16 protein-coding genes and 4 tRNA genes are annotated in these 26433 nt (G+C 64.0%); 11 read left to right on the top strand and 9 right to left on the bottom strand.

Annotated features, from left to right (window positions below; all coding sequences use genetic code 11):
- Positions 1-162 precede the first annotated feature (162 nt).
- Positions 163-1533: a DNA recombination protein RmuC gene (gene rmuC / locus ABI582_RS14040; RefSeq protein WP_176393813.1), complete on the top strand. Its 1371-nt coding sequence runs from the start codon at positions 163-165 to the stop codon at positions 1531-1533.
- On the opposite strand, the gene ABI582_RS14035 is transcribed toward rmuC, so the two are convergent.
- Complete coding sequence (locus ABI582_RS14035) at positions 1505-4984, bottom strand: hybrid sensor histidine kinase/response regulator (protein WP_258655573.1); 3480 nt, start codon at positions 4982-4984, stop codon at positions 1505-1507. The two genes, rmuC and ABI582_RS14035, sit on opposite strands and share 29 nt — an antisense overlap.
- Before the next feature lie 125 nt (positions 4985-5109).
- Positions 5110-6288: an MFS transporter gene (locus ABI582_RS14030; protein WP_442119467.1), complete on the bottom strand. Its 1179-nt coding sequence runs from the start codon at positions 6286-6288 to the stop codon at positions 5110-5112.
- Positions 6289-6472: 184 nt separating this feature from the next.
- On the opposite strand from ABI582_RS14030, the gene ABI582_RS14025 reads away from it, so the two are divergent.
- Positions 6473-8350, top strand: coding sequence for a 1-acyl-sn-glycerol-3-phosphate acyltransferase (locus ABI582_RS14025; protein ID WP_338746357.1), 1878 nt, complete (start codon positions 6473-6475; stop codon positions 8348-8350).
- A 9-nt stretch (positions 8351-8359) separates the two neighbouring features.
- On the opposite strand, the gene sugE is transcribed toward ABI582_RS14025, so the two are convergent.
- From sugE to rdgC, 3 genes are all read right to left on the bottom strand, one after another.
- Positions 8360-8677 (bottom strand): quaternary ammonium compound efflux SMR transporter SugE, encoded by a 318-nt coding sequence (sugE, locus tag ABI582_RS14020; RefSeq protein ID WP_016501077.1) that lies wholly within the window; start codon positions 8675-8677, stop codon positions 8360-8362.
- Positions 8678-8849: 172 nt separating this feature from the next.
- Positions 8850-9815 (bottom strand): bile acid:sodium symporter family protein, encoded by a 966-nt coding sequence (locus ABI582_RS14015; RefSeq protein WP_442119466.1) that lies wholly within the window; start codon positions 9813-9815, stop codon positions 8850-8852.
- Between the two features lie 183 nt (positions 9816-9998).
- Complete coding sequence (gene rdgC / locus ABI582_RS14010; protein WP_338746359.1) at positions 9999-10919, bottom strand: recombination-associated protein RdgC; 921 nt, start codon at positions 10917-10919, stop codon at positions 9999-10001.
- Positions 10920-11135: 216 nt separating this feature from the next.
- On the opposite strand from rdgC, the gene ABI582_RS14005 reads away from it, so the two are divergent.
- From ABI582_RS14005 to ABI582_RS13990, 4 genes are all read left to right on the top strand, one after another.
- Positions 11136-11211, top strand: a tRNA-Val gene (locus ABI582_RS14005).
- A gap of 13 nt (positions 11212-11224) precedes the next feature.
- Positions 11225-11301 (top strand) — tRNA-Asp (locus ABI582_RS14000).
- A gap of 169 nt (positions 11302-11470) precedes the next feature.
- Positions 11471-11546: transfer RNA gene (locus tag ABI582_RS13995), tRNA-Val, on the top strand.
- Between the two features lie 13 nt (positions 11547-11559).
- Positions 11560-11636, top strand: a tRNA-Asp gene (locus tag ABI582_RS13990).
- A gap of 214 nt (positions 11637-11850) precedes the next feature.
- On the opposite strand, the gene map is transcribed toward ABI582_RS13990, so the two are convergent.
- The gene (gene map / locus ABI582_RS13985) at positions 11851-12648 is read right to left on the bottom strand and encodes a type I methionyl aminopeptidase (protein WP_405046018.1); all 798 of its coding nucleotides are present in this window, start codon (positions 12646-12648) and stop codon (positions 11851-11853) included.
- A 316-nt stretch (positions 12649-12964) separates the two neighbouring features.
- Between map and ABI582_RS13980 the strand changes: the two genes are divergently transcribed.
- The 5 genes from ABI582_RS13980 to pcaQ all read left to right on the top strand — a co-directional run bounded on the left by ABI582_RS13980 (position 12965) and on the right by pcaQ (position 22471).
- Positions 12965-16993, top strand: coding sequence for a molybdopterin-dependent oxidoreductase (locus ABI582_RS13980; RefSeq protein WP_442119465.1), 4029 nt, complete (start codon positions 12965-12967; stop codon positions 16991-16993).
- A gap of 289 nt (positions 16994-17282) precedes the next feature.
- On the top strand, positions 17283-19835 hold the full coding sequence (nirB, locus tag ABI582_RS13975) for a nitrite reductase large subunit NirB (protein ID WP_442119464.1): 2553 nt from the start codon (positions 17283-17285) through the stop codon (positions 19833-19835).
- Entirely contained in the window at positions 19835-20197 is a 363-nt protein-coding gene (nirD, locus tag ABI582_RS13970; RefSeq protein ID WP_258655581.1) for a nitrite reductase small subunit NirD, read from the top strand. Before nirB ends, nirD begins: the two co-directional genes overlap by 1 nt.
- A 331-nt stretch (positions 20198-20528) precedes the next feature.
- Positions 20529-21491 (top strand): RHS repeat-associated core domain-containing protein, encoded by a 963-nt coding sequence (locus tag ABI582_RS13965; RefSeq protein WP_442119463.1) that lies wholly within the window; start codon positions 20529-20531, stop codon positions 21489-21491.
- 47 nt (positions 21492-21538) lie between these two features.
- The gene (gene pcaQ, locus ABI582_RS13960) at positions 21539-22471 is read left to right on the top strand and encodes a pca operon transcription factor PcaQ (protein WP_442119462.1); all 933 of its coding nucleotides are present in this window, start codon (positions 21539-21541) and stop codon (positions 22469-22471) included.
- Here pcaQ and ABI582_RS13955 read toward each other — a convergent pair.
- The 3 genes from ABI582_RS13955 to ABI582_RS13945 are packed head-to-tail and all read right to left on the bottom strand — an operon-like array spanning position 22462 to position 26410.
- On the bottom strand, positions 22462-23808 hold the full coding sequence (locus ABI582_RS13955) for a TolC family outer membrane protein (protein WP_442119461.1): 1347 nt from the start codon (positions 23806-23808) through the stop codon (positions 22462-22464). The two genes, pcaQ and ABI582_RS13955, sit on opposite strands and share 10 nt — an antisense overlap.
- Positions 23778-25349 carry a DHA2 family efflux MFS transporter permease subunit gene (locus ABI582_RS13950; RefSeq protein ID WP_258655583.1) on the bottom strand — a complete coding sequence of 524 codons (1572 nt, stop codon included), beginning with the start codon at positions 25347-25349 and terminating at the stop codon, positions 23778-23780. The genes ABI582_RS13955 and ABI582_RS13950 overlap by 31 nt, the downstream gene beginning before the upstream one ends.
- Positions 25346-26410 (bottom strand): HlyD family secretion protein, encoded by a 1065-nt coding sequence (locus ABI582_RS13945; RefSeq protein ID WP_258655584.1) that lies wholly within the window; start codon positions 26408-26410, stop codon positions 25346-25348. The genes ABI582_RS13950 and ABI582_RS13945 overlap by 4 nt, the downstream gene beginning before the upstream one ends.
- Positions 26411-26433: the final 23 nt, after the last annotated feature.

The following is a 26433-nucleotide window of genomic DNA, read 5'->3' as shown; positions in this document are numbered from 1 at the left end:
CGTGCTGATAAGCTGCACTCAATTTGCATCAGCGTGATCGGGGTAAGCATGACAGTGGATCTGGCCAGCATTCTGCTGGGCTTGGTGGCAGGTGCTTTACCCTGTCTTTTTTGGGTCATGCAGGTGCAGCGCCGGCAGGGCGCACGGCAAGGCGAGCAGGCCTTGCTCGAAGAGCGCCTCAACGCAGCCCAACTGGCCCAGGCCGGCCTGCAAGCGCAGCTTGAGGCCAGCCGCGACGAAGTCAGCGACCTCAGCGAAGCCAACACCGTCAAGCAGGCCCAGCTGGCCGCCCAAGGCCGTGAACTGGAACTGCTGCAGATCGACCGCGACAACGCCCGTGACGCTGCCCACGCCTGGAGCCTGGAGCGCGCCAACCGTGAAGCCGAGCTGCGTCGTCTGGAGTCTCAGGGGGCGCGCCTGGAGGCTGAACTGCGTGAGCAGCAGGAAAGCCATCAGCAGCGCCTGGAAGACCTGCAGGAAGCCCGCGACACCCTGCGCGCCCAGTTCGCCGACATGGCCACAAAGATCTTCGACGAGCGCGAGCAACGCTTCGCCCAGACCAGCCAGCAGCACTTGGGCCAGTTGCTCGACCCGCTCAAGGAGCGCATCCAGTCCTTTGAAAAACGCGTGGAAGAAAGTTATCAGCAGGAAGCCCGCGAACGCTTTTCCCTGGGCAAAGAGCTTGAGCGCCTGCAACAGCTCAACCTGCGCCTGTCCGACGAAGCCACCAATCTGACCCAGGCCCTCAAAGGCCAGAAAACCCAAGGCAATTGGGGCGAGCTGATCCTCGAGCGGGTGTTGGAACATGCTGGCCTGGAAAAAGGCCGCGAATACCAGACCCAGGTCAGCCTCAAGAGCGCTGACGGCGAGCGTTTCCAGCCCGATGTGCTGATCATGCTGCCCGGCGACAAACAGGTGGTGGTGGACGCCAAGGTCAGCCTTACGGCGTACCAGCAGTTTGTCGCCAACAACGACGAGGCCGCGCTCAAGCAGCACGTGCAGTCGCTGCGCAGCCACGTCAAAGGCTTGTCGAGCAAGGACTACAACCGCCTCGAAGGCCTGCACAGCCTGGATTTCGTGCTGCTGTTCGTGCCCATCGAAGCGGCCTTCTCGGCAGCCCTGCAGGCCGAGCCCAATCTGTTCCAGGAAGCCTTCGACCGGCATATCGTGATCGTCAGCCCTACCACCCTGCTGGCTACCTTGCGGGTGATCGACAGCCTGTGGAAACAGGAGCGCCAGGGCCAGAACGCCCGGGAAATTGCCGAGCGCGCCGGCTGGCTTTACGACAAGTTCGTGCTGTTCATCCAGGACCTGGACGAGCTGGGCAGCCGCCTGCAACAGGTGGACAAGGCTTATGCCGCTGCCCGTAACAAGTTGTGCGAAGGGCGCGGCAACCTGGTCAGCCGCAGCGAACAGCTGAAGCTGCTGGGCGCCCGCGCCAGCAAGAGCCTGCCGGCAGACTTGCTGGAGCGGGCGCTGTCCGATGAGGTGCCGGACGCCGCAGTTACTGAACCTGGCTCAGATGGCGATTGAGCATGGCGCGCAAGGCTGCTGGCTTGACCGGTTTGGCCAGGTAATCCAGGCCTGCCGCATGCACCATGGCGATGGTTTCCTTGCTGCCGTCGGCGCTGATCACCACGCCTGGCACCGGTTCGCCCAGGCGCGCACGTAGCCACCCCATCAGCCCGGTGCCGGTCTCGCCGTCATCCAGGTGGTAGTCGACCAGTGCCAGGTGCGGGCGCATGCCCTTGGCCAGCAGGGCTTCGCATTCGGCCTGGTTGCGCGCGGTCCAGACCTGGCAGCCCCAGCGGCTGAGCAGGCTGTTCATGCCAATCAGGATGCTATCTTCGTTGTCCACGCACAGCACTTGCAGCCCGGCCAGCGGCTGGCCGCCCTGTTGTTCCGCGGGAGCGCTTGGCGCCGGGGCGGCCTGGCGGGCAATCGGCACGCTCACGCGGAACACCGTGCCTTTGCCCGGCCACGACCGCACTTCCAGCGGGTGCCCCAGCACCCGGCACAGGCCGTCGGCAATTGCCAGGCCAAGGCCCAGGCCTTTCTCGGCGCGTGTCTGGTGACTGTCCAGGCGCTTGAACTCCTGGAAGATCACTTGCAGCTTGTCGTCGGCGATGCCCGGGCCACGGTCCCACACCTCCAGCCACAGGCGCTCGCCTTGGCGGCGCGCGCCCAGCAGGATCGGGCTCTTGCCGTAGCGCAGGGCATTGGTGAGGAAGTTCTGCAGTACCCGGCGCAGCAGCTTCATGTCGCTGTCCACCCGCAGGCGGCTGCCACGCAGGCGGAACTCCAGGCCTTTCTCGGCCGCCAGTACCTTGAACTCGGCACCCAGTGTGTCGAACAGTTCGTTGAGGGCGAAGGGCTTGGCGTCTGGGGTGATCTTGCCGTTTTCCAGGCGCGAGATGTCCAGCAGGTCGCTGATCAGCTCTTCGGCCGAGCGCAGCGAGCTGTCCATGTGCTGCACCAACTGCTGGGCCTCTTCGTTCATGCCCTCGGCCTGCTGTGACAGGGCGGCGGAGAACAGCCGGGCGGCGTTCAGGGGTTGCATCAGGTCGTGGCTGACCGCAGCCAGGAAGCGGGTCTTGGACTTGCTGACCGCTTCGGCCTGGCTCTTGGCTTCGGACAACGCCTGGTTCAGTTGCGACAGTTCGTGGGTGCGCTCGGCCACCCGTTGTTCCAGGCCTTCGTTGGCATCGCGCAGGGCCTGCTCGGCCTCACGGAACGGGGTGATGTCGGTGAAGCTCATGACGAAGCCGCCGCCCGGCATCGGGTTGCCGATCAGTTCGATCACCCGGCCATTGGGGAACAGCCGTTCGGACGAATGCGCGCGGCCCTGGCGCATCCAGTGCAGGCGCCGCGCCACATGCACCTGCGCTTCGCCCGGGCCGCACAGGCCGCGCTCGGCGTTGTAGCGGATGATGTCGGCAATCGGCCGGCCCACGCTGATCAGCCCGTCGGGGTAGTTGAACAGCTCCAGGTAGCGACGGTTCCAGGCCACCAGGTGCAGGTTCTGGTCGACCACGCTGATGCCCTGGTTGATGTTCTCGATGGCGCCTTGCAGCAGGGCGCGGTTGAATTGCAGCACCTCGCTGGCTTCGTCGGCAATGCGTACCACGTCTTCCAGCTGCATGTCGCGGCCTTCGATGGCGGCCTTGACCACGGCGCGGGTCGACGAGGTGCCGAGCACCCCGGCCAGCAGGCGTTCGGTGTGCTCGATCCAGTCGCCGTCGGCATTCTGGTTGGGGTTGAAGCCCTTGCCCTGGCGGTAGGCAAAGCGGATGAAGCTCTGCCGGGCGCGTTCCTCACCGACAAAACGCGAGGCCAGGGTCAGCAGGTCGTCGATCTGCACCGCCAGCAGTGGTTTGCTGCTGGGGCGGGCGCTGGTCTGCTGGCCGATGAAGCGGCCGGCCTGCCAGTGTTCGGAAACCCGTGTGCGCGACAGTACCGAAACCCAGGCGAACAGGGTGAAGTTGCCTGCCAGCGACAGCACCACCCCCTGGGTCAGCGGGCTGATCGGCAGGCCCAGCGGGTTGCCATGCAGCCATGCCAGCCCCGGGAACAGCTGCAGCGACCAGCCCAGGCTGTGCGCGGCAATCGGCAGGACCAAGGTGTAGAACCACAGGAAGATACCTGCCGCCAGGCCGGCGAACACGCCGCGGCGGTTGGCTTGCTTCCAGTACAGCGCGCCGAGCATGGCCGGGGTGAGCTGGGTGACGGCGGCGAAGGCGATCTGGCCGATGGTCGCCAGGCTGGCAGTGGAGCCCAGCAGGCGGTAGCTGACGTAGGCCAGCAGCAGGATCACCACGATGGTTACCCGGCGTACCGAGAGCATCCAGTGGCGGAACGCCTCGAACGGCCGCTCGGCGTTGTTGCGCCGCAGCAGCCAGGGCAGCAGCATGTCGTTGGACACCATGGTCGACAGCGCCACCGCCTCGACGATGACCATGCCGGTGGCTGCCGAAGCGCCGCCAATGAATGCCAGCAGGGCCAGGCTTGGGTGCGCCTCGGCCAGTGGCAGGCTGATGACGAACGAGTCGGAGATCACCGTGCCCGGCAGCAGCATCTGCCCGGCCAAGGCAATCGGCACCACGAACAGCGCGGCCAGCGCCAGGTACATCGGAAACACCCAGCGCGCCAGGCGCATGTCCTGGGGTTCGATGTTCTCCACCACGGTGACGTGAAACTGCCGCGGCAGGCAGATGATCGCCATCATCGCCACAGCGGTTTGCACCACCATCGACGGCCAGTTGATGGTCTCTTGCCAATAGTCCTGCAAGTGGATCGACTGACGCGCCTGGCTGAACAGGTCGTCGAAGCCGTCATACAGGTTGAACACCACGAAAATGCCCACGGCCAGGAAGGCCAGCAATTTGATCAGCGACTCGAATGCAATCGCAAGCACCATGCCACGGTGGTGCTCGGTCACGTCCAGGCTGCGGGTGCCGAACACGATGGCGAACAGTGCCAGCACCAGGGACACCACCAGCGCGGTGTCCTGCACGCGGGTGCCGGTGGCGTCCGCGTTGGCCCCGATCAGCAGGTTGACGCCCAGCACGATGCCTTTGAGCTGCAGGGCGATGTACGGCAGCACACCGACCAGGCAGATCAGCGCCACCACCACCGCCAAGGTTTGCGACTTGCCATAGCGTGCGGCAATGAAGTCGGCGATTGAGGTGATGTTCTGCTGTTTGCTGATCAGCACCATCTTCTGCAGCACCCAGGGCGCGAAGACCATCAGCAGCACCGGGCCCAGGTAGATCGGCAGGAATGCCCAGAGCTGTTCGGCGGCCTGGCCGACCGCGCCGAAGAAGGTCCAGCTGGTGCAGTACACGGCCAGCGACAGGCTGTACACCCAGGCACGCAGCTTCGGCGGCAACGGCGTGCTGCGGCGGTCGCCATAGAAGGCGATGGCGAACATGACGGCCATATAGGCCAGGGCGACCACGGCGATCAGCCCGCTGGACAACGACATGAAGACTCCGAAGCAAAAAAGATAACGCGGTCCCGATCAACCAGTCTGGCACGCAGGCGCCGCTTCGTCAGCGCAGACGATGGTTGTAGGCGAGAGCTTGCTCGCGATTGATCTGAAACAAAACATCAATTTTTTCGGGTGCCCAACCCGTAAAACACCCCCGCCAGCAACACCGACAACACCAGCAGGTAGAAGATTGCCCCCGGCCACAGGTGCACCAGGGCAAACCCCACCATCACCGGCCCCAGTGCCGCGCCCAGGTTGGACAGGTTCTGCGCGCCGTAATACACCCCGCGCAAGTGCTCCGGGGCGATCAGGTCGATGAACATGTATTCGGCAGGGATGACGATGATCTCGCCCAGGGTGAACACGAGCATCGCCAGGCACCAAACCAGCACCGAGCCTGCCAACGAGAAGCCCAGCAGCCCGGCGATGAACAGGGCCATACCGGCCAGCAACCAGGGCATCAGGTGCTGACGGCTGATGCGTCGGCCAATCAGGTACTGCAGGGCAATCACCGTCACCGCGTTGGTGGTGACCAGGTAGCCGACCAGCCGCGCCGCTTGCGTCGGGCTGCTGGTTACCACCAGGTACTGCGACAGGTAGGCGGTGAACTGGCCGAACACCACCGCGCTCAGCACCCCGCCCAGGGTGAAATACACCAGCCGGCGGTCACGCGCCAGCCCCAGCGCCACCTGGCCGAAGCCGGCCGCAGGCTTGTCCGGTGCGCTCGCCTGCAGGTTACGGTCGCCAAGGCGCCAGTAGGCCAGGCACATGCCCAGGCCAAGCAGGGCCGAGGCGATGAACGGCATGTGGTCGTCCAGTTCCAGCATGGCGACCCCCAGCAGCGGGCCGGCGGCGTAGCCGACGTTGCTGAGGGTGTACTTGATGGCGAACACCTCGCCCCGCTCTTCCACTGGCAGCAAGGCACAGAAGCCTGCCTTGGCGGCGATGTCGACCACTGCAAGCGCCAGGTTGATCAGCACCAGGCACATAAAGAACAACAGCGCCGATTCACTGACGACCGCGGCGACGAAGGCCAGGGCGAACAGCAGGGTACTGGCGCTGACCAGCGTGTGGTTGCGCAAGGTGTCGACCAGGTGGCCGCCATACAGGCTCAGCAGCGAGGCGATAATCAGTGCACCACCGATCAGCAGGCCGATCTGACTGATCGGCAGCTGGAAGTTGTCGGCCAGGTACACCACCAGGTAGGGCAGGGTGAGGGCGCGGGCGACCGTGAGGGTGAACGTGGTCAGCAGCAGCAGGCGTACGGTGTGCGGGTAGCGTTTCAGAGCGGCGAGCATTACCACGTCCTTGTTGTTCTGGGTTACCGGGCACAAGCATAAGCCACATGCGCGTCCTGCAGGAGCGCCCCGGCCGCTTCTGCAAAAAGCGTGTAGGCTTGCCAGCCAAGGCATTTCCCATGCAGATTTGTGGCCTGGCGTGCCCGGCGCGCCTCCAATTGAAAAGCCCTCAGGACCAAGGACGATGAGTCACTCCTCGCAATTCACCTTGCTCGGCAAGCGGCGCTTCCTGCCGTTTTTCATCACCCAGTCGCTGGGTGCTTTCAACGACAACCTGTTCAAGCAGTCGCTGATCCTGGCGATCCTGTTCAAGCTCAGCCTGGGCGACGGTGACCGTTCGATCTGGGTCAACCTGTGCGCCTTGCTGTTCATCCTGCCGTTCTTTCTGTTTTCGGCGCTGGGCGGGCAGTTTGGCGAGAAGTTCGCCAAGGACGCGCTGATCCGTGCGATCAAGCTGGCCGAGATCGTCATAATGGCAATCGGTGCACTTGGCTTCATCACCAACCACCTGGCGCTGATGCTGGTGGCGCTGTTCGGCATGGGTACCCACTCGGCGCTGTTCGGCCCGGTGAAGTACTCGATCCTGCCGCAGGCCCTGCGCGAGGAGGAACTGGTCGGCGGTAACGGACTGGTGGAAACCGGTACCTTCCTCGCCATCCTGGCCGGCACTATCGGCGCCGGCGTGATGATGTCGGCCGACAGCTATGCCACGGTGGTGGCCGGCGGTGTGGTCGGCACTGCGGTGCTCGGCTACCTGGCTAGCCGCTGGATCCCGCGGGCCGCTGCCGCCTCGCCGAGCATGCCGCTGGACTGGAACATCTTCAGGCAGTCGTGGGCGATCCTGCGCATGGGCCTGGGCCAGCCGCCCGCCGTGTCGCGCTCGATCGTGGGTAACTCGTGGTTCTGGTTTGTCGGTGCCATCTACCTCACGCAGATCCCGGCCTACGCCAAGGACTGGCTGCACGGCGATGGCACGGTGGTTACCCTGGTGCTGACGCTGTTCTCGGTAGGCATCGCCCTGGGTTCGTTGCTGTGCGAACGGCTTAGCGGGCGCAAGGTAGAGATCGGCCTGGTGCCGTTTGGCTCGTTCGGCCTGACCCTGTTCGGCCTGCTGTGGTGGTGGCACTCCGGCGATGTGCCGGCTGCAGCTGCGCCGCATGACTGGCTGGCGCTGCTGGGTATGGGCCAGGCCTGGTGGATCCTGCTGTCGATCGTGGGCCTTGGTGTGTTCGGTGGCTTCTACATTGTGCCGCTGTATGCGCTGATTCAGGCACGCACGGCCGAAGACCAGCGCGCCCGGGTGATTGCGGCCAACAACATCCTCAATGCCTTGTTCATGGTGGTGTCGGCGGTGCTTACCATCATCCTCATGGGGCTTGCCGAGCTGAGCATCCCGCAGCTGTTCCTGGTGGTATCGCTGCTTAATATCGCGGTCAACGCGTACATCTTCAGGATCGTGCCCGAGTTCACCATGCGCTTCCTGATCTGGCTGCTCAGCCATTCGATGTACCGCGTGCAGCACCGCGACCTTGAGCGTATCCCCGACGAAGGCGCGGCGCTGTTGGTGTGCAACCACGTCTCGTTCGTCGATGCATTGCTGCTGGGCGGGGCAATCCGCCGGCCGATCCGCTTTGTGATGTATTACAAGATCTACAACCTGCCAGTGCTCAACTTCGTGTTCCGCACCGCAGGCGCCATCCCGATTGCCGGGCGCAACGAAGACCCCGCCACATACGAACGTGCGTTCGCGCGCATTGCCAGGTACCTGGCCGATGGTGAGCTGGTGTGCATCTTCCCCGAGGGCAAGTTGACCGGTGATGGTGAGATCGATGTGTTCAAGGGCGGCGTCAACCGCATCCTCGAAGAAACACCTGTGCCGGTGATCCCGCTGGCTTTGCAAGGGCTGTGGGGCAGCTTCTTCAGCCGCGACCCGGCCAAGGGCTTCTTCAGGCGCCTGTGGTCGCGGGTGACCGTCGTGGCGGGCGCCGCCATCCCGGTGGAGGCAGCGCAGCCTGAGCGGTTGCGCGAGCAGGTCAGCCGCCTTCGCGGTGACCTGCGATAGGGGAGGGGGTTAGCTGGCGCTGACTTTCAGGCCGACCAGGCCACAGATGATCAGCGCCACACTGACCAGCCGCACCAGGGCCATAGACTCGCCGAATAGGATGATCCCGGCGATGACGGTGCCGACTGCGCCAACACCGGTCCAGATGGCATAGGCGGTGCCCAGCGGCAGTTCTTTCATGGCCAGGCCCAGCAAGCCCAGGCTGATGACCATGGCGCCGACCGTGAGTACGGTGGGAATCGGTTTGCTGAAGCCGTCGGTGTATTTCAGGCCTACGGCCCAGCCGACCTCGAACAGGCCGGCGAAGAACAGGATGATCCAGGACATGAGTGTGTCTCCATCGTTTGAATGATGGGGCCGTCCCCGGAATGGTCACGCGGTGCGTCGTGAGGCCGTCCTCACAGTGGGCAATATGGTGCCTATCTGCAGCCTTCAGGGCAAGTCAGTGCTGATCCCTGTGGGAGCGGGCAAGCCCGCGAAGAGGCCCGTACAGGCACCCTCAATGCCTGGCAGGCTCCACTTCTTCAGTCTCCACCGCAGGCTCATGCATGCGCCGGAACCAGGTCGACAACAACGCCCCGGAAATATTGTGCCATACACTGAACAACGCACTGGGCACTGCCGCCAATGGCGAAAAGTGCGCCGCCGCCAGCGCCGCCCCCAGCCCGGAGTTCTGCATGCCCACCTCCAGCGCCAGCGACTTGCGTTGGGCCAGCGGCAGCTTGCACAGCTTGCCGGTCAGGTACCCCAGCAAATAGCCGAAGCTGTTGTGCAGCATCACCACCGCCATGATCAGCAGCCCCGATTCGGCGATCTTCGCCTGGCTGGCCGCCACCACCGCGCACACAATCATCACGATGCTCACCACCGACACCAGCGGCAGTATCTGCACCGCCGCCTGTACCCGGGCACCGAGCAGGCGCTGGGCCAGTACGCCGAGCACGATCGGCAGCATCACCAACTGCAGGATCGACCAGAACATGTCCATGAAGGACACCGGCAACCAGGCCGACGCCAGGAACCAGATCAGCGCCGGGGTCAGCAGCGGTGCCAGCAGGGTGGTTACTGCAGCAATCGCCACTGCCAGCGCCAGGTCCCCGCGCGACAGCCACACCATCACGTTCGATGCCGTACCGCTTGGGCAGCAGCCGACCAGGATCACGCCCACGGCAATTTCCGGCGGCAGGTGGAACAGCTGGCACAGCAGCCAGGCCATGCCCGGCATGATCACGAAGTGCGCGACAACGCCCAGCATCACCCGCCAAGGTTGGCGGGCGAGGGCGGCGAAGTCGTCGAGTTTGAGGGTGAGGCCCATGCCGAACATCACCAGGCCCAGCAGCGGCACGATGGCGACCTTCAAGGCGATGAACCATTGCGGTTGCAAAAAGGCCAGCACGGCAAACACCAGCACCCACAGGGCGAAGGTATTGCCGACGAAGCGGCTTAAGGCGGCAAGGGCACGCATTGGGCAATTCCTTTTCTACTTATAGCTTTGTGAATTTCCAGGGCCCTGTCGCCGGCAAGCCAGCTCCCACAGGTACGCCACAGGTTCTGAAAACCGTGGCGTACCTGTGGGAGCTGGCTTGCCGGCGACAGGACCGGTGCAGGCAAAAGGGCTTTCAGGCCTGCACTGGCATCTCAAGACACATCAGACCCCTTGCGGAATCTCCTCCCCACCCAGCGCCTCGAACAGCACCGGCAGGAACTCGGTAAAGGTCATCATCATCAGCAGGAAGCTGGCGTCGAACTGCTGCGCAGCCTCATCGCCACCGTCCTGCTCGGCCTGCTCCTGCAGCAGCTCTTCGAACTTCAGGCGCTTGATCACCATCTTGTCGTCCAGAATGAACGACAGCTTGTCCTGCCAGGCCAGGGCCAGCTGGGTCACCACTTTGCCCGTGCTCAGGTGCAGCTGGATTTCTTCGCCGGTCAGGTCCTGGCGCTTGCAACGCACGATGCCGCCGTCTTCGGCGGTGTCACGCAGTTCGCACTCGTCCAGTACATAGAAGCCTTCGGCGGTTTGCTGCGTCTTTACCCAATCGGTCATGGTGGCGGTTGGTGCAATTTTCACCGTGGCCGGGCGCACCGGCAGCGAGCCCATCACTTCACGCAGGGTGGACAGCAGGTCTTCGGCACGCTTGGCGCTGGCCGAGTTGACCAGGATCACACCCAGACGCGGGGCGATGGCGGCGAAGATCATCGAACGGCGGATGAACGCACGCGGAAGGAAGGCCTGGATAATCTCGTCCTTGATCTGGTCGCGTTCTTTTTTATAGACCTTGCGCATTTGCTCGGTCTCGATCTCTTCGACCTTTTCCTTGACTGCGTCGTTGACCACGCTGCTCGGCAGGATGCGTTCTTCCTTGCGCGCGGCAATCAGCAGGAACTCACCGCTGACATGCACCAGGGGAGCGTCTTCGCCTTTGCCGAACGGCGCGACGAAACCATAGGTGGTCAGCTCCTGGCTGGCGCAGGGGCGGGCCGGCTTGCTGGCCAGTGCGGCTTCCAGCGCTTCAGGCTCGAACGGAACTTCCTGGGTCAGGCGGTAGGTCAGCAGGTTCTTGAACCACATGAGGGGTAACTCTCCTTAATGCATAAGGCGGGCATTATTCTCCGAGCGGAGCTCTGAGGCCAACCCTGTCAGAGGGCCAGCAGTGGCTTATGCATGAAAGAAACACCCGGCAACGCTAGGCCTTTGAAAGGCATGAAGTTTTTTTTGAAGAAAGTTTAAAAAGTGCTTGCCAGGGTGCGGGGCCGTCCGTAGAATGCGCGCCACACCGAGAGACATGGGTGATTAGCTCAGCCGGGAGAGCATCTGCCTTACAAGCAGAGGGTCGGCGGTTCGATCCCGTCATCACCCACCACTCGATGTATAGCGCAGCGGTAGTTCAGTCGGTTAGAATACCGGCCTGTCACGCCGGGGGTCGCGGGTTCGAGTCCCGTCCGCTGCGCCATATTCCGCTTCCAGGCCCAGTGAACACCTGGAAGTAACAAAGAAAGCGACCTTAGGGTCGCTTTTTTTGTGCCTGAATTTTGGTGTTGGAACGAAGTTTGAAAAAACTTCGATAAGTGCTTGCCAGCGTGCAAAGTCGCCCGTAGAATGCGCGCCACACCGAGAGACATGGGTGATTAGCTCAGCCGGGAGAGCATCTGCCTTACAAGCAGAGGGTCGGCGGTTCGATCCCGTCATCACCCACCACTCGATGTATAGCGCAGCGGTAGTTCAGTCGGTTAGAATACCGGCCTGTCACGCCGGGGGTCGCGGGTTCGAGTCCCGTCCGCTGCGCCATATTCCACTTCCAGGCCCACTGAACACCTGGAAGTAACAAAGAAAGCGACCTTAGGGTCGCTTTTTTTATGTCTGCATTATGTCGAAGACCGTAAAAGCGCCGCCAGACCCGTGTGGGAGCGGGTTCACCCGCGAATACCGGCAAAGCCGGTGCCATACACCGTGTCGTATTCTTCGCGGGTGAACCCGCTCCCACAGGGGATTTGCGGCAGCTTCAGCTTCGGCGCTCTTCTTCCCGTAAGGTCAGCACCTCAAACCCGTCCTCGGTCACCGCCACGGTATGCTCCCACTGCGCCGACAGGCTGTGGTCGCGGGTAATCACTGTCCAGCCATCCTTCAATGTGCGCGTACCGCGCCCACCCTGGTTGATCATCGGCTCGATGGTGAACACCATCCCCGGCTTCAGCTTCATGCCCATGCCGCGCTGGCCGATGTGCAGTACTTCAGGCCCTTCATGCATCTGCTGGCCAATGCCGTGCCCGCAATACTCGCGCACCACGCTATAGCCTGCCGCCTCGGCATGGGCCTGGACGGCATGGCCGATATCGCCCAGCGTGGCCCCGGGGCGCACCTGTTCGATGCCCTTCCACAGCGCATCGTAGGTGGTGTCGACCAAGCGCCGGGCTTCATCGCTGATCTTGCCGATGCTGTACATCTTCGAGGAGTCGGCAATGTAGCCGCCCTGTTCCAGGGTGATGTCGACGTTGATGATCGAGCCTTCCTTGAGCACTTCATCGACCTTGGGCATGCCGTGGCACACCACGTGGTCCACCGAGGTATTGAGGGAATAAGGAAAGCCGTACTGGCCCTTGCTCGCTGGCCGCGCCTTGAGCGTGTCGACGATGAACGCTTCGGCGCGGTCGTTGATCTGCATGGTGGTCACGCCGGGGCCGATGAAACTGTCGAGGTCGGCGAAAACCTGGGCCAGTAGTTGGCCTGCGCGGCGCATCAGGTCGAGTTGGGCGGGGGTCTTGAGAATCACCTGGGACATGGGGGGAGGGTAGTTGCTCATGCTGGAATTTGCCCCAGCATAGCGCCAGCGGGTACCGGCTTGCCACCGCATGGTGCGTAGCCTGTGCCGGCCTCTTCGCGGGCACGCCCGCTCCCACAGGCACATCACCACCCTTAGGCCCTGTGAAATCCCTGTGGGAGCGGGTTCACCCGCGAAGAGGCCGGTACAGCTGGCCCACTAATTGCTGATCCACCTCAAACCCGGGCTATCAACGTCGACAGCCCTCACCACTTCACGACAAAGGCGCCGTGTTGCCCCGCTTGCTCAGCAAGCCGGGCAGCCGGCGCCTTTTTGCGTTTCCCACAGGAGCCCGCCCATGGCCAACAGCGAAGTACGCAGCGTCTGCCCCTACTGCGGCGTTGGCTGCGGCATCATCATGAGCGTTGCCGATGGCAAGGTCGTCAAGGTCAGCGGCGACAAGCAGCACCCCAGCAACTTCGGCCGGCTGTGCACCAAAGGCCTCACCGCGCATGTGCCGCTGACCGCCGCCGGCCGCCTGGAAGACGCCTATGTGCGCCAGCAGCGCAACCAGCAACCGGCGCGCACCGGCATGGACCAGGCCATCGCCGATGCCGGCAAACGCCTGCGCGGCATCATCGACCAGCACGGCCCCGACGCCGTGGCGCTGTACGTGTCAGGGCAGATGTCGCTGGAGGCTCAGTACCTGGCCAACAAGTTGGCCAAAGGCTTTATCCGCACCCGCCACATCGAGTCCAACTCGCGCCTGTGCATGGCCAGCGCCGGCAGCGGCTACAAGCTGTCGCTCGGCGCTGACGGCCCGCCTGGCAGCTACCAGGACTTCGAGCACGCCGACGTGTTCCTGGTGATCGGCGCCAACATGGCCGACTGCCACCCCATCCTGTTCCTGCGCCTGCTCGATCGGGTCAAGGCCGGCGCGAAGCTGATCGTCGTCGACCCACGGCGTAGTGCCACCGCCGACAAGGCCGACCTGTTCCTGCAAGTACGCCCCGGCAGTGACATGGCCTTGCTCAACGGCTTGTTGTATCTGCTACACCGCAATGGCCACACCAACCCCGACTTCATCGCCCGCCACACCGAAGGCTGGGACGAACTGCCAGCCTTCCTCGATGACTACACCCCCGAGCGCGTAGCCGCCATCACCGGGCTGGCCGAGGCCGACATCATCAAGGCCGCCGAATGGATCGGCGGCGCCAACGACTGGATGAGCTGCTGGACCATGGGCCTGAACCAGAGCATTCACGGTACCTGGCACAGCAACGCCATCTGCAACCTGCACCTGGCCACGGGCGCCATCTGCCGCCCCGGTAGCGGGCCGCTTTCGCTGACCGGCCAGCCCAATGCCATGGGCGGCCGTGAAATGGGCTACATGGGCCCCGGCCTGCCAGGCCAGCGTTCGGCGTTGGTGGAAGGCGATCGCGCATTTGTCGAGCAGCAGTGGCAACTGCCACCCGGCCGCCTTCGCAGCGAAGGCGGCGAGGGTACGGTGGCGCTGTTCGAGCAGATGAAAGCGGGCGAAGTGAAAGCGTGCTGGGTCATCTGCAGCAACCCGGTGGCCAGCGTCGCCAACCGCCAGCAGGTCATCGATGGCCTGTGCCAGGCCGAGTTGGTGATTACCCAGGATGCCTTCCTCGACACCGAAACCAACCGCTACGCCGACATCCTGCTGCCGGCCGCGCTGTGGGCCGAAGGCGAGGGCGTGATGATCAACAGCGAACGCAACCTCACCCTGATGCCGCGCGCGGTCGAGCCGCCAGGGCAGAGCCTGCCCGACTGGCAGATCATCGCCCGGGTGGCCTGCGCCATGGGCTACGCCGAAGCCTTCGACTACCCCGATGCCGAAGCGGTGTATGAAGAAATCCGCCGCTTCCATAACCCCGCCACGGGCTACGACCTGCGCGGCATCGGTTACGCCGAGCTGCGTCAGCAACCACGCCAGTGGCCTTGTGCGCCAGGCCGTGGCAGCGATCGCAGCCCACTACGCTACCTGAACGACGGCAGCAGCCAGGTGCTGCTGCACGATGCCCAGGGCGATTGCCCGGCGCTGGCCTTTCCCACCGCCAGTGGCAAGGCCCGTTTCTTTGCCCGGCCCTGGTTGCCCGCAGCAGAGTTGCCGGATGACGACTACCCCATGGTGCTGAACACCGGCCGCGTGCAGCACCAGTGGCACACCCTGACCAAGACCGGCAAGGTGCCGGCGCTGAACAAGCTGGAGCCTGGCCCCTTCGTCGAGGTCCACCCGGACGACGCGGCACGCCTGGGTATCGCTGAAAAAGACCAGGTCGCCATCCGCTCACGGCGCGGGCAAGCCGTGCTACCGGCGCGAATCAGCGACCGGGTCATGCCAGGCAACTGCTTTGCGCCGTTTCACTGGAACGACCTGGTTGGCGAGCAGTTGGCAATCAATGCCGTCACCTGCGATGCGGTCGACCCGCTGTCGCTGCAACCCGCTTTCAAACACTGCGCCGTGGCCCTGCAACGGGTCGCAGGCGAGCGTATCGACGCCCTTGAGCTGAACACTGCCATCCCGGAGCCAGCCCGCATGCCCACTGCCACCCTGTCACGTCTGCTTGGCCTGGACACCCTGCCAGCCCCGATGCTGGCAGAAGAAGAGCGCCATTACCTGCAAGGTTTCGTGTTGGGCCTGGACCACCAGGCCCGAGCCGAAGGTGTGCCCCGCTTGCCGGCCAGTGCGCCACTGGCGGCCGACCGCCGGCTGTTTATCGACGGCTTGCTGGCCGGGCTGTTCGCCCAAGCTGCGGCACTGCCCGTTGCGGCGTTGGCGTCGCCCCGGCATCAAGTATTGTGGGCCTCGCAGACCGGTAACGGCGAGCTGCTGGCCGAGCGCTGCGCCGAACACCTGCGCGCTGCCGGGCTCGACGTGCAGCTCAGTTGCATGGACGCGGTCAGCCCAAGCCAGCTGCAGGGTGCTGCCAGCGTGATGTTGATCGCCAGCACCTTTGGCGATGGCGACGCGCCCGACAGCGCGGCGGCGTTCTGGCAGGCCTTGCAGGGCGAGGAGGGCGCCTGCTGTGCTGAGGTGCCCTATGCCGTGTTGGCATTGGGCGACTCCAGTTACGACCAGTTCTGCGGCTTTGGCCGCAAGCTCGACCAGCGCCTGGCCGAACTGGGTGGGCGTCGCCTGCTGCAACGGGTGGATTGCGAGCCAGACTTTGACCAAGCGTTCGCTGGCTGGCTCGCAGCGTTGCTGCCCTCGCTGGGCAGTGCCGCTGCGCCACCGCCGGCCAGCGCACTTGCACCCATGGCGGCCTACAGCAAACAGCAACCCTGGGCCGCCGCCTTGCTGGAAAACCACCTGCTCAGCGGCCCCGGTGCCGGCAAGGAAACACGCCAACTGGTGTTCGACCTGAGCGGTAGCGGCTTCAGCTATGCCGCCGGTGATGCCCTGGGCGTGTGGCCGCGCAATTGCCCGGCCCTGGTCGACGAACTGCTGGCGCTGATGCAGCTCGATGGCCAGGCCATGGTCGAGCTCAAGGGCCAGCCTGCCATGCCACTGGCCGAAGCCCTGCAAACGCACCTGGAGATCGCCAAGGTCACCGCGCAGCAACTGCAGGCCTTCGCTGACAATGCACCGGACCTGCAGCGTCTGCTGCAGCCCGAGTGCAAGGCCGAGCTGCAGGACTGGCTGTGGGGCCGGCAGTTGGTCGATGTGCTGCGCGCCTTCCCCCAACAGCTACCGCTGGCCAACTGGCTGGACCTGCTCAAGCCCTTGCAGCCGCGCCTGTACTCGATCAGCTCCAGCCCGTTGGCGCATCCGGGCCAGGTCCACCTGACCGTCTCCACCGTGCGGTACGGCGAGCGCAAGGGCGTGTGTTCGGCCTTCCTCGCCGACCGCGCGCAAGCGGTGAAGGTGGCTATCTTCCCGCAGGTGTCGAAGCACTTCCGGCTGCCCGAAGACGACAGCGTACCGGTGATCATGGTTGGCCCGGGTACCGGCATTGCGCCGTTCCGGGCGTTTCTTGAAGAGCGCGAGGCGCGGGGGGCGAAAGGGGGTAACTGGCTGTTCTTTGGCGAGCAGTACGCCGCTACCGACTTCTACTACCGGGAACAGTTGCAGGCTTGGGAGGCAGCAGGGCACTTGCGGCTGCACACGGCGTTCTCGCGGGACCAGGCGCAGAAGGTCTATGTGCAGCAGCGCATGCTCGAGCAGGGCGCGCAGTTGTGGCAATGGCTTGAGGCGGGGGCGTATTTCTATGTGTGTGGGGATGCGCAGCGCATGGCCAAGGATGTGGATGCGGCGTTGCGCACGGTCGTGGCTGAGCATGGCGGGATGGATGCGGCGCAGGCGGCTGCCTATGTGGAAGGTTTGAGCAAGGCCAAGCGTTATCTGCGGGATGTGTACTGAGTGCACCGGGATGGGCTGATGTGCACCCCGGTTGTGCATTTTGATCGCCTGTGGGGCCCCTTCGCAGCACAAGGCTGCTCCTACAGGGGCACGCGATAGCTGTAGGAGCAGCCTTGTGCTGCGAAGGGGCCGGTACAGGTAAAGCAATTGGCACAGTCCCTGCTTTACCTCCAATACAACAAGCCCCACTGATCAACGGCGATCAACCGGGGGCACACCGTGATGAATACAGGCAAAGGCGCCTGGAGCTTCGGCTCCAGGCGCTTTTTTTTTGATCGAGGATCGGCTTATGAAGGCAACAGCGAGCAGCGGGCAACGAGAGCGACTGGTCATCGTCGGCAACGGCATGGTCGGCCACCATTGCGTCGAACAACTGGTCAGCCACGGCGCCCTGCAGCGCTTCGAAGTGCGGGTGTTCGGCGAAGAGCGCCAACGCGCCTACGACCGCGTGCACCTGTCCGAATACTTCGGCGGCAGCTGTGCCGAGACCCTGGCCCTGTGCGAGCACGATTTCTACAACGCCAACGGCGTGCACCTGCACCTCGGTGAGGCCGTGCTGGAAATCGACCGTGAGCGCTGCGAGGTAGTCACCGCCGAGGGGCGCTACGGCTACGACCAGCTGGTCCTGGCAACCGGATCCTACCCCTTCGTGCCACCAATCGAAGGCTCCAGCGGCAATGCCCGCCTGGTCTACCGCACCCTCGACGACCTCGATGGCATTCGCGCTGCCGCAGCCGGTGCCCGCCGTGGCGTGGTGGTCGGTGGCGGCCTGCTCGGTCTGGAGGCAGCCAACGCCCTCAAGTCGCTGGGCCTGGAAGCTCACGTGGTGGAGTTCGCCCCACGGCTGATGCCGGTTCAGCTGGACGGCGAGGGCGGTGCCGCGCTCAAGGCACAGATTGAAGCGCTCGGTGTGGGCGTGCACCTGTCGCGTGCCACCCAGTCGATCAGCGCCGGTGAAGCCTACCGCTACCGCATGAACTTCGACGGTGGCGAGCATCTGGAAACCGACCTGATCGTGTTCTCGGCCGGTATCCGCCCGCAGGATGCCTTGGGCCGTGGCTGCGGCCTGGACATCGCCGCCCGCGGTGGCGTGGTGATCGACAACCATTGCCGCAGCAGCGACCCGCGCATCTTTGCCATCGGCGAGTGCGCCTCGTGGAACGGTAGCGTGTTCGGCCTGGTCGCCCCAGGCTACAGCATGGCGCGCAACCTGGCGGCGTTGCTGATGGGGGGAGCGGCGGTAGCGTTCACCGGCGCCGACATGTCGACCAAGCTCAAGTTGCTGGGCGTGGATGTCGGCTCGATTGGTGATGCCCATGGCGCCACCCCCGGTGCACGCAGCTACCGCTTCATCGACGAAGCCAACAGCGCCTACCGCCGGCTGGTGGTGGACGCCAGCGGCAAGCACGTGCTGGGCGCGGTGCTGGTCGGCGACAATAGCTATTACGACACCCTGTTGCAGTACGCCCAGAACGGCATCGCCCTGCCAGCCGACCCGGCAGCGCTGATCCTGCCGCAAGGCGGTGGTGCACCGGCCCTGGGCGCCGATGCGCTGCCCGACAGCGCGACCATCTGCTCGTGCCACAACGTCAGCAAGGGCGCGGTGTGTGCCGCCATCGACAGCGGTTGCAGCGACCTTGCTGCGGTCAAGGGCTGCACCAAGGCCGGCACCGGCTGCGGCGGTTGCGCGGCCTTGCTCAAGCAGGTGTTCGAGCACGAACTGACCGCCCGTGGGGTAGCGGTGGACAAGAGCCTGTGCGAGCACTTCGCCTACACCCGCCAGGAACTCTACGGGCTGGTGCGGGTAGAGGGCATCCGTACCTACAGCGAGCTGCTCGAGCGTCACGGCAAGGGCCACGTTGGCTGTGACATCTGCAAGCCGGCGGTGGGCAACATCCTCGCCTCGTGCTGGAACCAGCCGATCATGGACCCGGCGCTGGTGCCGCTGCAGGACACCAACGACACCTTCATGGCCAACATGCAGAAGAACGGCACCTACTCGGTGGTGCCGCGTATTCCGGGTGGTGAAATCACCCCCGACAAGCTCATCGTCATCGGCCAGGTGGCCAAGAAGTACGACCTGTACACCAAGATCACCGGCGGCCAGCGCATCGACCTGTTCGGTGCCCAGTTGCACGAGCTGCCGCTGATTTGGGGCGAGCTGATCGAGGCCGGCTTCGAAACCGGCCACGCCTACGGCAAGTCGACCCGCACGGTGAAATCGTGCGTGGGCAGCACCTGGTGCCGTTACGGCGTGCAAGACAGCGTCGCCATGGCCCTGCGCCTGGAAGACCGCTACAAGGGCCTGCGCAGCCCGCACAAACTCAAGTTCGCGGTATCGGGCTGCACCCGTGAATGCGCCGAGGCGCAGAGCAAGGACATCGGCGTGATCGCCACCGACAAGGGCTGGAACCTGTACGTGTGCGGCAACGGCGGCATGCGCCCCCGGCATGCCGAGCTGTTCGCCACCGACCTGGATGACGAAACCCTGGTGCGCCTGATCGACCGCGTGTTGATGTTCTACATTCGCACGGCCGACAAGCTGCAGCGCACCTCGGTGTGGCGCGAAAACCTCGACGGCGGGTTGGGCTACCTGAAGCAGGTCATCATCGACGACAGCCTGGGCCTGGCCGGCGAGCTCGAAGCGCAGATGCAGCATGTGGTCGACCAGTATGAATGTGAATGGGCCAACGCCCTCAACGACCCGGAGAAGCTCAAGCGCTTCCGCACCTTCGTCAATGACCGCCGTGCCGACCCGGACGTGCACTTCGTGCGCGAACGCGAACAACGCCGGCCCGCTGCACCGCTGCACCTGATCCCTACTGTCGAGGAGGCTGTCTGATGAACCTGTCCAATGCTGCTGTGAAAACCTGTGAGAACTGGCAGGCAGTGTGCCAGGCACAAGACCTGGTGGCTGACTCCGGGGTGGTGGTGTGGCTCGACGGGGCTCAAGTGGCGCTGTTCTACCTGCCGGGGCAGGCGCAGCCGCTGTACGCGGTGGACAACCGCGACCCGCGTTCCGGTGCCAACATCATCGGCCGCGGGCTGGTGGGCAGTGTGCAGGGCGAACTGGTGGTGGCGGCACCGTTGTACAAGCAGCATTTCAGCCTGCAGAGTGGCGAGTGCCTGGAGGATGCCGGGCAGCGCCTGCGGGTGTGGCCGGTGCGCTTGAACGGCGAGGCTGTGGAACTGGCGGTAGCCTGATAGTCATACAATGGCTGTACCGGCTTACCTCGCCCTCAAGTCATGCGCGATCCGTGTAGGAGCGGCCTAGTGTCGCGAAAGGGCTGCACAGCAGCCCCAGCAATCTTTGCACTGTCGCTGAAATCCCGGGGCCGCTTCGCGGCCCTTTCGCGACACAAGGCCGCTCCTACCCAAACCGTAGAGGCCAGAATATTGATGCAAACCAATTATCCCACAAGAATACTCATCGATTTTTGATTCGTGCCCCCCGCAACTAGCATATTTACCAGTACATTTGTCTTGGTTTTATCTTCATGATAGGCGGTGGTGCAGGGGAAAAGGCATTGCCATCATGGCCATCATGAAATCCAAAACCCAAAAGTATTTCTATAGGCGCAACGGTGTTGCAACGCTTGTCAGCGACAATGAATCCCTCCCCTGCATGCGCTTTGATGCGGGGCTATCAGGCATTCGGTCATCAGCCGGCTTGAACAGAATTATCGGCAGCGATGCACACGGCTCGGTACTCTATGAAATTGAGAGTGCAGTCTGTGTAAAGCGAATTTACGCTGTTTATGGACTTGCTGCTCGCTGCCCCGTAGAGGATATCGGTTTCAAAGGTGAGCGCTGCGATGTGTTGACGCAGTGCTACCCTCTAGGAAAGGGCTACCGTACCTACAGCCCTCTGCTGATGCGCTTTCAAAGCACCGATAACCAATCACCGTTTGGCAAAGGCGGGTTGAATGCTTACGCCTTTGTCAGAGGGGATCCTGTCAACTTGAGCGACCCCAGCGGTCATTCGCCATCTGGAAAAGGCCAAGGTTTGTATTATAAGGGGCCTATTAAAATGGTTGACGGGATGCGGGTTTTCTACTCGCAGAGTGACTCTGGAGTGCGCGTCTTGAATATCGGGGCTCATGGATTTCCCGGTAGAATTGGAACTGAGCGAGTCAACCACCCCGCGCGTGCAGTTGTGAAGACCTTGGAACGATCTGGCTACGCAATGAGCGGGCAGGCAACCCATATACTGGCGTGCAATTCTGCTAACGGCCAACCCTCATTTATTCAAGATATGGCCAACATTACTCAGGCTCCATCCACTGGCTATCAGGGGAATTTGTGGACGGATGACAATCGGCCGGCCAGGGTCAATGGCGACATTGGAAATTATTGGGTCAGGCTCATCAAAACCATGCCCCCCGATGATCCCGATTATGCGCGATTTGCCTATGTGCCTGTCACGGTCAAACCGGCAGCAGCGGCAGGTGAAATGTCTAACGAACCGAAAGATTTGGTTACCAGGGTGAGGCAATGATCACCTGAGGGCGTAAAGTAGCAGCTCGTTTAACAGACTGCTCTGCCATGAACCTCGACACCCGCATCAAATACCGCCACCTGCTGTGCTTTCTGGAGATTGCCCGACAGGGCAGCCTGGCCAGGGCTGCCGACGTGCTCGCGATCAGCCAGCCGGCCATCTCCAAGACTCTCAAGGAACTCGAAGACCTGCTGGAAGCGCGCCTGTTCGCGCGCAGCCGCCAGGGCGTCGAGCTGACGCCGGCCGGGACGCGTTTCATGCGTTATGCCGGGCCCAGCGTGCAGGCCCTGCGCGATGGCGTCAGCAGCTTGCGCGGCGAAGCGCGGGCGCCATCGCAGGTGCGTATTGGGGTGCTGTCGACGGTCGAGGGCCTGCTCATGCCCGAGGTGCTATGCCGCCTGCACCAGCGCCATGACGCGTTGGTGATCAATGTGGTAACCGGGGTCAGCGCGCAACTGCTCGGCCAACTGCACCTGGGCGAGCTGGAGCTGGTGGTCGGGCGCATGACCGACAGCCCGCAGATCCAGGGGCTGTCGTTCGAGCACCTGTACAGCGAGTCGATGAGCCTGGTGGTGCGCCCGGGCCATCCACTGCTGGCCAGCACGCCAGTCGAGCGGGGGCAGGTCGGGCGTTACCCGCTGGTGCTGCCGCCCGCCGGCACCACCATCCGCCAGCACGCCGACAGCCTGTTTGTGCAATGCGCCATCCAGATGCCGGCGCAGCGCCTGGAAACCCTGTCGCTGGCCCTGAGCCGGCGCTACCTGCTGGGCAGCGATGCACTCTGGGTGGCGCCGCGCGATGCGGTGCTGCTCGACCTGCGTCGTGGCGAGCTGGTCGAGCTTGACCTGGGTGTGCGCGAGCCCGGCGGCTCGGTCGGCATCTGTCGCAATGCCGCCCTGCCGCAGAGCCTGCCGGGGCAGTGGGTGTGCGAGGTGCTGCGTGAGGTGGCAGGGCAATACCGCGAGGGCGCCTACCCTTGAACCCGCGCAGTCAGCAGGGCACTGAGGGCCTTGAGGTTGTCGTCGCTGAGGCTGCCGCTGGCCGCCATCAGGCGTAACTGCGCCTGCAGGATGGCGTAGCGCTGACGGGCCAGTTGCAGGCGGGTGCGGGTCAGCTGCTGCTCGGCATCCAGCACGTCGTTGCTGATGCGTGCGCCCGCCTCGAAGGCATGCGTGGTGATACGCAAGTCACTCTGGCTGGAGCGCAGGGCCTGTTGCAAGGCCTGATACTGGCTGATGCCACCTGTCAGGTTGAGGTAGGCCTGGCGTGCCATGAAGTCGGCCTCGCGGCGGGCATCTTCCAGCTCATCCTCGGCGGCGCCCTGTAGGGCGCGGGCTTCGCGGGTGCGGCTCTGGGTGCCGCCGCCTGCATACAGGGGCACGCTGAGCTGTACGCCAACCACCGTCTGGGTGTACTTCTCCTCGGGCACGGTCACGTCGTACAGGCTGCCACCCACCGAGGCAAAACGGCCATGCGCGGCCACCAGGTCAAGGGTGGGAAGATGCCCGGCCTGCTGCTTGTCCACTTCCTGCTCGGCGATCAGCTGGCGTACTTCGGCAGCCTGCACCTTCAGGTTGTGCTGGCGGGCCTGGTCGGTCCAGGCATCCAGTCGGGCTGGTTGCGGGCCGCTGAATGCCACCTGGTCATCAAGCCTGGCCAGCTCGCCGGCGGTGCTGCCGGTCAGCCGGGCCAATGCCTGCTGGTTGAGGCGCAAGGTATTGCCGGCGGCAATCTGCTCGGCCTGCGCCAGGTCGTAGCGGGCCTGGATGCGCTGCACCTCGTTTTCGGTACCTGAGCCCTCGCGGCGGAAACGCTGCGCCTTGTCCAGTTGCTGACCCAGGGTGTTCACCTGCTGGCGGCTGGTGGCCAACTGGTCTTCGGCCAGCAACAGCTCGAAGTAGGCGTCGGCCACGCGCAGCATCAGGTCTTGGCGGGCAGCGAGCAGGTCGATTTCGCCAGCCGTGGCCAGGGCCTTGCCCTGTTCGTGGCCGATGACGTTCTGCCAGCGCAGCAGCGGCTGGATCAATACCAGCGCGTAGGCGTTGGAGTTGTCCCGGTTGCGGCTGGCAGCGCCGCTGTGTTCTCGGTCGACCCAGGCCGCGCCGCTTTCCAGGGACAGGTGTGGCAACAACGTCGCCAGGCCCTGCGGGGCCTTTTGCGCCGCCGCCAGCTGGCGTTGCTGGGCTGCGGCGTAGGTCATGTCATGCCCCAAGGCCTGCTGATAGGACTGGTACAGGTCGCGGGCCTGGACCGGGCTGGCGCAAATCAGTGTCAGCACCAGCAGCGCTAGGCGGATTCGTGTGCATTGTCCGAACACGTCACGGACTCCTTTGCAAGTGAGGGCTTGGGTTGGCGGGGGTTGCGCATCAGCAGCACCATGGGCACGCCGATCAGCATCACCGCGCCGAGCAGGCCGAAGAGCATGCTGAAACCGAGCATCTGGGCCTGCTCCCGCGCCTGGATGAAGGCCAGCACGGCGTTGGCCTGGTCGGCGCCGAGCAGGTCGGTGGAGAGCCGGCGCGGGTCGAGGTTGGCCAGGTCCCAGCCGCTGGCGAGCAGGCGGTTTTCGTCGACATGCTCGGCGAGCTGGCGGTAGCGTGCCCAGGAGAAACGGGTGAGCAAGGTGGCGGCGATGGCGATACCGACACTGCCACCCAGCTGGCGCATCAGGTTGAGCACGCCGGAACCGACCGAGATCAGCTGGGCCGGCAGTTGGCGCATGGCCAGGTTGGTCAATGGCACGAAGATCATGCCCAGGCCGAAGCCACGGATGATCAGCGGCCAGTACAGGGTGTCGGGGTTGCTTTGCAGGGTGAACTGGGTGTGCAGGTACATGGCGTAGCCGTAGACCAGGATGCCCACGCAGATGAAGTAGCGCTCATCGATGCGGTTTTCCTGCGACAGCTTGCCGATCACCAGGGTACTGACCGCACTGGCCAGGGCCCCGGGGAAGATCACCAGGCCGCTCTGGTAGGCGCTTTGCTCCAGCAGCGTTTGCAGCAGCAGCGGTACCATGAACAGCGTGCTGTACAAGCCGAAGCCAACGCAGAAGGCGCACACCGAACCGAGCAGGAATTCGCGGTTGTTGAACAGCGCCAGGTTGACGATGGGGTTGGCCACGCGCCGCTCCCAGTAGCAGAAACCCACCAGGCCAAGCAGCGCCAGTGCCAGGCACAGCAGGCTCAGGTCCGACTCCAGCCAGTCCCAGTGCTCGCCACGTTCCAGCAGGATCTGCAAGCTGCCGACACCGACGGCAAGCAGCACGAAGCCCAGGTAATCGATGCTTTGCGGGCGCCGTTCGTTGGCCGAATCGTCCACGCATAGCCAGGCCAGCAGCAGCGCCAGCGCACCAATCGGCAGGTTGATCAGGAAGATCCAGTGCCAGGAAAACTCATCGATCAGGTAGCCACCCACCGACGGGCCAAGGGTGGGCCCCATCATCACGCCGACGCCATACAAGGCCATACCGGCACTGACCTTTTCCTTGGGGAACACGTCGTAGATGATTGCCTGCGAAATGCCCAGCAAACCACCCCCGGCCAGGCCTTGAATGACGCGCCAGAACACCATCTGCCACAGCTCCTGCGACAGCGCGCAACCGAGCGAGGCCAGCACGAACAGCGCCGACGACACCAGGTAGTAGCGACGCCGGCCAAACCAGGCCGACAGCCAGCCACTGGCCGGCAGGATCACTACGTTGGCAACGATATAGCCGGTCGAGACCCAGGAGATTTCGTCGACGGATGCGCCAAAACTGCCCATCAGGCTGGGGATGGCGACGTTGACGATGGTCACGTCCAGCAGTTCCATCATCGAGATCAGGGTGACCGTCACGGCCACCAGCCACGGCGACTTCATAGTGGCTGGCCGCTGTCGCGGGTATCGACCTCGACGAAAACGCTCATGCCCTGGCTAAGCGCCTGCTGCATGGCGGTGGGCAACTGGCGGAACTCGATACGCGCCTGGATACGTTGCACCACCTTGGTGAAGTTGCCCGTGGCGTTTTCCTGCGGCAGCAGCGAGAACCGGGCGCCGGTGGCCGGCACCAGGCTGTGCACCACGCCGTCGAACTGCTGCCCGGGGAAGGCATCGACGCTGATGCGTGCCGGTTGGCCAACGCGCACTCGGCCGATCTGGGTTTCCTTGAAGTTGGCCACCACCCACATGCGCTCGGTGGTGACCAGGCTCAGCAACTTTTGGCCGGCCACCACGAACTGCCCTGGCTGCACATCCTTGTGCACGATCACGCCACCCTGGGGTGAACCCTGCCGGGTGTCCTGCAGCTCGATGCGGGCCAGGGCCAGGGCCGATTCGGCCGCTTTGATCCGGTACTCCTCGACCTTCAGTGCCGCCTGGTTGGCCAAGGTACCTTCACGGGCCGCCGTGGAGTTGTCGCGGGCCGCCTGCAGTTGGTGGTTCAAGGCATTGAAGCGGGCACGCGCGGTTTCCAGGTCCTGGGTGCTGACTACGCCTTGTTCGGCCAGCCGTTGTGTGCGCTGGTAGTCGCTGCGAGCCTGCTCGACGTTGGCTACCAGCTGGCCGATGGTGGCCTGTGCCGCCTGGCTGCGCGCTGCAGCGCTGCGTACCTGGCTGTCCATCAGGCCGGGCATGCCACCTTGCCCGGTGGCAACGAGCGCGCCCAGGTAATTGGCCCGGGCCTGTTCAACCCTTTGCTGGTATTCGTCCTCACGCACCTGGAACAGCAGGTCGCCCTTTTTCACCCGTGAGTTCTCGTGCACCGGCACCTGTACCACCACGCCGCTAAGCCGTGCCCGAATGGGAATGATCACGCCCTCCACTTCGGCGTTGTCGGTGCTGACGTACTGCCTTGCGTATTGCCAGCGTTGCAGCCCCAGCACTGCCAGGCCTGCAATGACCAGCACCGATACTGCCAACTTGGCGTACTTGCCTTTCACCATGTCACACGCTCTCGTCCTTGTCG

The organism is Pseudomonas sp. SAS7 (genome assembly GCF_052112345.1).
In the GTDB taxonomy this organism is placed as follows: Bacteria; Pseudomonadota; Gammaproteobacteria; order Pseudomonadales; family Pseudomonadaceae; genus Aquipseudomonas; species Aquipseudomonas putida_Q.
The sequence above is the reverse complement of the archived record's forward strand: the minus strand, read 5'-3'. Positions and strand labels throughout refer to the sequence as shown.

Coding starts and splice junctions, on each gene's coding strand:
- sugE (WP_016501077.1), bottom strand. CDS start 8,677: ATGTCCTGGATCATCCTGTTCTTCGCCGGCCTGTTCGAGGTCGGCTGG.
- ABI582_RS13980 (WP_442119465.1), top strand. CDS start 12,965: ATGGCCAACAGCGAAGTACGCAGCGTCTGCCCCTACTGCGGCGTTGGC.
- ABI582_RS13950 (WP_258655583.1), bottom strand. CDS start 25,349: ATGAAGTCGCCGTGGCTGGTGGCCGTGACGGTCACCCTGATCTCGATG.
- ABI582_RS14015 (WP_442119466.1), bottom strand. CDS start 9,815: ATGCGTGCCCTTGCCGCCTTAAGCCGCTTCGTCGGCAATACCTTCGCC.
- ABI582_RS14025 (WP_338746357.1), top strand. CDS start 6,473: ATGAGTCACTCCTCGCAATTCACCTTGCTCGGCAAGCGGCGCTTCCTG.
- ABI582_RS14035 (WP_258655573.1), bottom strand. CDS start 4,984: ATGTCGTTGTCCAGCGGGCTGATCGCCGTGGTCGCCCTGGCCTATATG.
- ABI582_RS13945 (WP_258655584.1), bottom strand. CDS start 26,410: ATGGTGAAAGGCAAGTACGCCAAGTTGGCAGTATCGGTGCTGGTCATT.
- map (WP_405046018.1), bottom strand. CDS start 12,648: ATGAGCAACTACCCTCCCCCCATGTCCCAGGTGATTCTCAAGACCCCC.
- ABI582_RS14030 (WP_442119467.1), bottom strand. CDS start 6,288: ATGCTCGCCGCTCTGAAACGCTACCCGCACACCGTACGCCTGCTGCTG.
- nirD (WP_258655581.1), top strand. CDS start 19,835: ATGAACCTGTCCAATGCTGCTGTGAAAACCTGTGAGAACTGGCAGGCA.
- ABI582_RS13965 (WP_442119463.1), top strand. CDS start 20,529: ATGGCCATCATGAAATCCAAAACCCAAAAGTATTTCTATAGGCGCAAC.
- rdgC (WP_338746359.1), bottom strand. CDS start 10,919: ATGTGGTTCAAGAACCTGCTGACCTACCGCCTGACCCAGGAAGTTCCG.
- pcaQ (WP_442119462.1), top strand. CDS start 21,539: ATGAACCTCGACACCCGCATCAAATACCGCCACCTGCTGTGCTTTCTG.
- nirB (WP_442119464.1), top strand. CDS start 17,283: ATGAAGGCAACAGCGAGCAGCGGGCAACGAGAGCGACTGGTCATCGTC.